Raw genomic sequence first — 6,883 nt, 5'->3', positions numbered from 1 at the left:
CCGTTGTTGGAGTCCCGCCGGGCAGTCTGCTCCGCAAGAACGGTAAAAATGCCGTTGTTGGTGAGCCACTGGGCAGTTTGCTCCGCAATAACGGCAAAAATGCCCGTTGTTGGAGGTTCAGCGGTCGCTTTGTCCTTGACCCAGATGAGGAATGCACGTTCAGATAGAGTCTGGATGTGCATGGCAGCCCGTTGCAATACCAATGTTCAGGATAAGGTCCATATTCTGGACGCAGGGCCCGGGCTGTACTAAGATTAGTTTATCTGCTGCAGAGCATTGCCAGCATAAGAACTAAAAGTACGAAAACCTGAGCCCCGGCTGCGTAAGCTCCCTTCAGGCAACTGGCCCATCGGGTATCGGAACAAGGAGGCATAGAAAATGGATTTGGGCCTTGCAGGAAAGTCGGTATTTGTTGCGGCAGCAAGTAAAGGATTGGGTCTCGCGACCGCGCTGGAATTTGCACGCGAAGGCGCGAAGGTGACGATTGCCAGCCGGAGTCTAGAACAGCTTGAATCGGCCCGGCAGACCATCGCGGAGGTAACCGGTCGGGAGGTGGCGGTGGTACAGATGGATGTGACCCGCCCCGAGGAGATCCGGCGGGCGATTGAAGCCGCCGTCGAATACGGAGGCGGGCTGGATGTGCTGGTCACCAATGCCGGAGGCCCGCCGGGCGGCGGCTTTGAGGATATGGACGATGCTGACTGGACCGGCGGTTATGAGCTTACGCTGATGGGCACAGTGCGTATGATCCGCGAAGCGCTGCCTTACTTACGCTCAAGCGGCAGCGGCCGCATTGTAGGCGTCAGCTCGGTATCAATCAAGCAGCCGATTGGCGGACTGATCCTCTCGAATGTCTTCCGGGCGGGTGTGAGCGCGCTGTTCAAGACGCTTGCTACCGAGTTGGCCCCGGCAGGCATACTGATCAATTCGCTTGCACCCGGCCGCATCGGCACAGACCGCATTCTGCAGCTCGACGGCAAGCGGGCAGAGGCCCGCGGCATCTCCCGGGAGCAGGTCGAGCAAGAGGCGCTGGTTCAGATTCCGGCTGGAAGAAGCGGCACACCGGAGGAGTTCGGCAAAGCGGCCGTATTCCTGGGCTCTTTTGCCAATACCTATATCACAGGTCAGTCCCTGCTGATTGATGGCGGGATGGTGAAGTCGCTCTAGCTGGGCTGTGTATTGATTTTGGTGGTTGACTCCGCGCTCCAGATCACGTATGATAGTATGGCGTGTAAATCTGTGGATTTAGTTATCTCCCTAGAGATCGCTTCATTTTGCCATAGAGATTGTATATGTACGGGAAGGAGGTTACTACAATGAAAGAAGGCATACACCCTAAATTCAACCAGGTGATTTTCCTGGATGCCAGCGTAGGTTTCAAATTCCTGAGCTCGTCCACTAAATCGTCCGGTGAAACTATGGAATGGGAAGACGGCAACACTTATCCTGTGATCCGTGTGGACTCCAGCTCCGCATCCCACCCGTTCTACACTGGTAAACAAAGAGATACCGAAACTGGCGGCCGTGTTGACAAGTTCAAACAACGGTTGGCTCAGAAGAAATAATAGTTTGGCCACAGAGGATATTCCGCAGCCATGCAGATGGCGGATGGAAGGTCCTCTTTTTTTTTGTACAAGCTGCTTATCAACCGCAGATTTCGGGTAATAATAAGCAGGTGGGAAGTGGAAGGTGTCAATTATAGCGTTTGGAATGGCATGTAATGTGTTTTCCGAAAGGTAGTTGATTTCACCCATGTACTATCTGAAAGGCAAAAACAAATCGAGATGGCGTCGATTGTTTACCGGAAAAGTACCCTAGCCTCTGGAACCTGGCATAACTAAACATTCACTTCTCACCTTTTGAAGACTCTGCGGGCTGCCCGCAGAGTCTTCGTTGTGTTCCGAAGGCGCAGATCTGTGCCGAAGAACCAGTGATTCCCTTTGATCCTTACGCGAAGCGGATGTCCCGGAGCACCCGGAATTATTTGTAAGGATCATTCATTTGTGCGAAGGAGTAAGCTATAATAAGGCGAAGCGATCTCAAAAATAGGAGAAATATGACATGCCGTGGATGCAGGGTTATCCGTTTTATCTATTAATGGGCTGTGTTCTGAGTCTCTATATGGGCGTCAGTTCATACAAGTACCGCTCCACACCAGGAAGACGCTATTTATGGATCTTAATGCTGCTGGTCAGCTTGATCTTTGCGGCTACGGCCGGAGAGATGATATCGGTTTCTTTTCAGGCCAAGCTTTGGTGGAAGAATCTGCAGCAGCCCCCGCTATTTCTAAGCACGATCTTTACTTACGCGGTAATCAAAGAGTATGTGTCCCGTTCTACGGAGGGGCTGGCCAGGAGGCTTGCCTTCTTTTGCATTCCGGTTGCCCTTGATGTGGCGCTGATCTTTACCGATTCGTATCATCACCTGATGCGCAGCGGGATTGGACTTGCCACCGTGGCGGGCGTCACCGGAATAGTAGTTCAGCCCACGGTGCTGAGTATGATACTGATTGCCTATGACCAGATGTTCGGGTTATATGCCGTTTATTTACTGGCTTTATCCTTACTGAATTCCCCCAAATATTATTTTCGGCGGAATCTAATGCTGCTGGGAGGGCTGCTGATTCCGGTTCTATCGGTGTTTTTGCTGCCGCTTCTCAGAATTACCATTACAGGCTTCACGGCATTTACTTATTTGCCGCCAATTCTTGCCGGATACCTCAGCATTTTCCGCGATCCGCGGCTGTCGCTGTATCCTCTGGCCAAGAGTAAAATCTTTGAGAATATGAAAGACGGCATTGTGCTGACGGACCGCTATGACAACATTATTGATATAAATGAGGCTGCTGACTCCATGCTGCGCAGCTTGCTGAAAGAGCAGCAGGAGCCTAGGAACAACACCTGGATGGGCAGGAGTATCCATCTGCTGCTGAACCGCTATGAAGATATCGCATCACACTATTCCAAACGCATCGAGGGGCAATTCGAAATTAAAGCGCCCGGCGAGGAGGATGCCTGGGTTGGCGTCTCTCTCATTGCCACTGAACGGGGCAAGGCCGAAACTACGGGGATGCTCATGGTATTTAGTGACCTCAGCGAGAAGAAGCGTTATGAACGTGAACTGCTCCATCAGGCAACAGTAGATGATCTGACTGGCCTCTATAACCGGAGGCATTTCATGCGTCTGTTACAGCAGTATCCTGTACGGGACGGAGCGGGACTAGCGCTGCTTCTGTTCGACATAGACGATTTCAAATTAATTAACGATACATACGGGCATATGGCTGGCGATCTGGCACTGGTGAACTTCTCCCGCAAGATCCTTGCAGAATACGAGAACAAGGGGATTGCTGGCAGGGTGGGCGGCGAAGAGTTCGCCGTGTGCTTCTTCACAGGCAGCGAGAACGAGGCGCTGAGAGAAGCAGAGTGCTTCCGGGAAACGATGGGCGGGCATGTGGTCCATTTGGGCGAGGGGCACAGCATCAGGCTTACGGTCAGCATCGGAATTGCCTTCACGGAGCGCAGCGATGTTACCTTTGAGGATCTGTACCGCCAGGCCGATGAAGCACTGTATCTATCCAAGGCCACCGGCAAAAACAGAGTTACGCTGGGCCGCGAGCCGGCCATTCGGGAAGCACTCAAAGGATGAGTACATAGAATATATGATTTGACGCACATATCAAAAAGCCGCGGTCCTGCATTTTTGCAGAGCACCGCGGCTTTTTTTGAAATATAAAGATTTATAGGGTTCACACTATTGCGAGCTCGAAAACCTAATGCTGCTCCGTCTCCAAAACCACCTTCAGGGCTGTTCCCGTTGGGGGCAGGCTGCGGGTCAGGAAGGGGCTATAGAAACCGATAACCTTAGTGCCCTCGGTCAGATCCGCAGGAGACACAGCTTCTCCGCTTGGGTTAATGACAACCGTAGCCTCCGTCAGACGAAGCACAACTTCATTTTGCGACTTCTCGCTTAGTGCACTGCCGCGGATACGGATGCTGACCGTGCCATCCCCGGCGGTAATGACTTGCTGGATGGTGCCTGCCGTGCCCAGGAGTTCATCTGTTGATTCCGCGTCCAGTACAGTGATCTGGTAAGCCGGAGTTTGCGGAGGCAGGCTGCGGGTGGAGATCAGGGAGTGCTGAGCCTCAATAGTCATGCCGATGTGAAGCTCGCTGAAGGCCAGCTCCGAGCCGTCTTTGCGGACAAGCTGGGTATCTTTGCCCACGTTCAGAACGATTCCTTCTGTACCGATCCCCCGGATATGCACGGACTGGTAGTTGTCCGCATCGGTAATGGAAGTGATCACGCCGGTCTCACTGAGACCATCTGCTGCCGGACGAATCAGAATCTGTTGTCCCTCCACGGTTACCGTTTGATACAGCACTTTACTTATAAAAGAGGCGGGGACATACAGCTTGCCCTGCTTTGTTTGCGGAGCTGTACCGAGCGTGATGTACCTTTTATTGATTGTATAGCGGTCTTGGCCGCTCTTTACTGTGGTGAAATTGCTCTCCTTATTCAGGTCTACGGCCTTCGTCTGCGCATTCCAGGCCACCGTGAAGCCAAGCGCACCGGCAACAGCGCGAAGAGGAACCAGAGGCTCTTTGCTGCCGGAAGGCTGGTAGCCGGACTCCGAAAGAGCAGTCCCGCTCAGGGATATGGAGAATATAGCAGCTGCAGAAGAGGAAGCCTTTACGGCGCTGAAGTTTGTGGATGAAGCACTAGGGGCAGCAGAGACCCCTCCGGTGGTAAGGGCGAGCGACAGGGTTAGCAGGATTGCACTTGTTTTTAGGATGGCGTTCATGACGGATGCTCCTTTGGTCAGATTCTCTGGTGCCGGGTCTGTTAACCTCTAAACGTCAGGGTATGGGATTTTGTTGCATAAGTCCCATATCCGTTTAGAATGAAAATATTAACAATAGCTTCAATACAGACGCTTAGGAGGAGAACTATGTATCAGACATATATTTTTGATCTGTATGGCACGCTGATTGACATTGAGACGGACGAGGAGCAACCCGGAGTCTGGGAGCGGCTCGCGCTCCACTTTGGTTATCATGGCCTGACTATTACCGGAGAGGAGCTGCAGCGGCGGTTTCTGCTGGAACGGGACCGTCAGCTGTCCGCTGCTGCACAGCACTGTGAGTTCCCGGATTTTGTGATGGAGGAGGTCTTCCGGGAGGTAGCCCGCTATTTGGGCGGGAACCCTGGACAAGCCTGGCTGCACGAAACCGTAAGATGGCTGCGCACCTTATCCATGATTAAGATTTCCCTGTATGACGGGGTTGGGGAAATACTGCGGCACCTGAGATCACGCGGCAAAAAGGTGTTTCTGCTCTCCAACGGCCAGAAAACCTTCATCGAAGCAGAGCTGACCATGCTGGGTATTCTCCATTTATTCGACGGGGTTGCGATATCCTCTGAGGCAGGCGTCAGCAAACCTGATCCGCTGTTTTACCGCTATTTGACAGAGAAGTACGGGGCTGATCTAAGCTCGGCTGTTATGATCGGCAATGATCCGCGTACAGACATGGCAGGTGCGGCAGCAGTGGGAATTGATTCCTGCTTCATTCGTACGGCTTCCTCTCCGGCTGACGTTCCGGTGCATAGCACTGTCCAAATCTGGGATGGCGATTTACGCAAAATTCCCGGCTGGAACCTGTAGGTTTCTGGACTACTGGCGACACATTTGCTCCCGGTTCCGGCCAGATTTATAATATGCCTAAGATCTTAATATTTGGGAGAGAAGGGCTGGACCATGACCTTAATTATCATCGCTGTTTTCCTTGTGGCGCTGGCCGTGTTGGCTTACGTTGTAATGACCTTTTATCCTTCCTTTGGCCGCAGAGCCTCCAAGGAGGAAAAGCGGATGATCAGCCGCTCGCTGAATTACAAGAATGGGAAATTTGTGTATCCTACAGCAACTGTGATGATGGAAAACAGCGCTGGAAGCGGCTTTTCCATTCTCAAGGATTTCATCAAAGGCAATCCCCGCTCGCGGCCGCAGCAGCCCCTGATTCCGGTGAAGCTGCGGCCCGGTTCGATTCAGGAAACAGGGGACACCCGGGTGACCTGGTTTGGACATTCGGCTGTTCTGCTGGAGATAGATGGAGTGACGCTATTCCTTGACCCTATGCTGGGCCGCTCGCCATCCCCTTTCCCATTTGTTGGGGGCCGGCGATACAGCAAGCAGCTGCCAGCCCAGATTTCGGAGCTGCCTCACATCGATGCCGTACTGCTCTCCCATGACCATTATGACCATCTCGACTACGGCTCGATCAAGCAGTTGAAGGACAAGGTGGGTATGTTCATTGTACCGCTTGGCGTCGGCGCACACCTGCAGCGCTGGGGGGTGAGCCGTGAGAACATCCGTGAACAGGACTGGTGGGATGAAATCCGGTATGCGGGGCTTACGCTGACCAGCGCTCCGGCGCGGCATTTCTCCGGGCGCAGCCTGCTGGACCGCAATACCACTCTCTGGTGCTCATGGATTATCCAGGGATCGGAGACGAAGATCTTTTTCAGCGGGGACAGCGGCTATGGCCCCCACTTTGCCGAGATTGGCGAGAAGTACGGACCCTTTGATCTGACCCTGATGGAATGCGGTCAATACGATCCACGCTGGGCGGATATTCATATGCTTCCGGAACAGACGGTCCAGGCGCATCTGGATGTGCGCGGCGCCCTCATGATTCCGATTCATTGGGCGGCATTTACCTTGTCGATGCATGACTGGACTGATCCGGTGGAGCGTGTCTTCGCAGCGGCGAAGGCGCAGAATGTGCGTCTGGCTACACCGCGTATCGGTGAGCCGGTCTATGCGGGTTCCGCCGAGGTCCCTTCACTGGCATGGTGGAAGTAAGAGGCGGGACGGAGCAAGGAC

Annotated in this window: 7 protein-coding genes; 5 read left to right on the top strand and 2 right to left on the bottom strand. The window is 53.3% G+C overall.

Annotated elements, in window-relative coordinates; translation table 11 throughout:
- Nucleotides 1–203: hypothetical protein (locus ACTJKB_RS12605; protein WP_440834354.1), on the bottom strand; the 203-nt coding region annotated here is incomplete at its 3' end.
- Nucleotides 204–378: 175 nt separating this feature from the next.
- Here ACTJKB_RS12605 and ACTJKB_RS12600 point away from each other — a divergent pair.
- The 3 genes from ACTJKB_RS12600 to ACTJKB_RS12590 all read left to right on the top strand — a co-directional run bounded on the left by ACTJKB_RS12600 (nt 379) and on the right by ACTJKB_RS12590 (nt 3,648).
- Nucleotides 379–1,167, top strand: coding sequence for an SDR family oxidoreductase (locus ACTJKB_RS12600; RefSeq protein WP_440834353.1), 789 nt, complete (start codon nt 379–381; stop codon nt 1,165–1,167).
- Between the two features lie 149 nt (nt 1,168–1,316).
- The gene (locus tag ACTJKB_RS12595) at nt 1,317–1,565 is read left to right on the top strand and encodes a type B 50S ribosomal protein L31 (protein ID WP_074088414.1); all 249 of its coding nucleotides are present in this window, start codon (nt 1,317–1,319) and stop codon (nt 1,563–1,565) included.
- 496 nt (nt 1,566–2,061) lie between these two features.
- Nucleotides 2,062–3,648, top strand: a complete 1,587-nt coding sequence (locus ACTJKB_RS12590; RefSeq protein ID WP_440834351.1) for a histidine kinase N-terminal 7TM domain-containing diguanylate cyclase — start codon at nt 2,062–2,064, stop codon at nt 3,646–3,648.
- Nucleotides 3,649–3,772: 124 nt separating this feature from the next.
- Here ACTJKB_RS12590 and ACTJKB_RS12585 read toward each other — a convergent pair whose 3' ends face one another.
- The gene (locus tag ACTJKB_RS12585) at nt 3,773–4,804 is read right to left on the bottom strand and encodes a copper amine oxidase N-terminal domain-containing protein (RefSeq protein WP_440834350.1); all 1,032 of its coding nucleotides are present in this window, start codon (nt 4,802–4,804) and stop codon (nt 3,773–3,775) included.
- A gap of 147 nt (nt 4,805–4,951) precedes the next feature.
- On the opposite strand from ACTJKB_RS12585, the gene ACTJKB_RS12580 reads away from it, so the two are divergent.
- The gene (locus ACTJKB_RS12580; protein ID WP_440834349.1) at nt 4,952–5,665 is read left to right on the top strand and encodes an HAD family hydrolase; all 714 of its coding nucleotides are present in this window, start codon (nt 4,952–4,954) and stop codon (nt 5,663–5,665) included.
- Between the two features lie 93 nt (nt 5,666–5,758).
- Nucleotides 5,759–6,862: an MBL fold metallo-hydrolase gene (locus ACTJKB_RS12575; protein ID WP_440834348.1), complete on the top strand. Its 1,104-nt coding sequence runs from the start codon at nt 5,759–5,761 to the stop codon at nt 6,860–6,862.
- The last annotated feature ends 21 nt before the right edge of the window (nt 6,863–6,883 follow it).

The sequence above is a fragment of the Paenibacillus sp. 22594 genome, from assembly GCF_052044425.1.
Taxonomy (GTDB): Bacteria; Bacillota; Bacilli; order Paenibacillales; family Paenibacillaceae; genus Paenibacillus_AQ.
The sequence above is the reverse complement of the archived record's forward strand: the minus strand, read 5'-3'. Positions and strand labels throughout refer to the sequence as shown.

Coding starts and splice junctions, on each gene's coding strand:
- ACTJKB_RS12575 (WP_440834348.1), top strand. CDS start 5,759: ATGACCTTAATTATCATCGCTGTTTTCCTTGTGGCGCTGGCCGTGTTG.
- ACTJKB_RS12580 (WP_440834349.1), top strand. CDS start 4,952: ATGTATCAGACATATATTTTTGATCTGTATGGCACGCTGATTGACATT.
- ACTJKB_RS12595 (WP_074088414.1), top strand. CDS start 1,317: ATGAAAGAAGGCATACACCCTAAATTCAACCAGGTGATTTTCCTGGAT.
- ACTJKB_RS12585 (WP_440834350.1), bottom strand. CDS start 4,804: ATGAACGCCATCCTAAAAACAAGTGCAATCCTGCTAACCCTGTCGCTC.
- ACTJKB_RS12590 (WP_440834351.1), top strand. CDS start 2,062: ATGCCGTGGATGCAGGGTTATCCGTTTTATCTATTAATGGGCTGTGTT.
- ACTJKB_RS12600 (WP_440834353.1), top strand. CDS start 379: ATGGATTTGGGCCTTGCAGGAAAGTCGGTATTTGTTGCGGCAGCAAGT.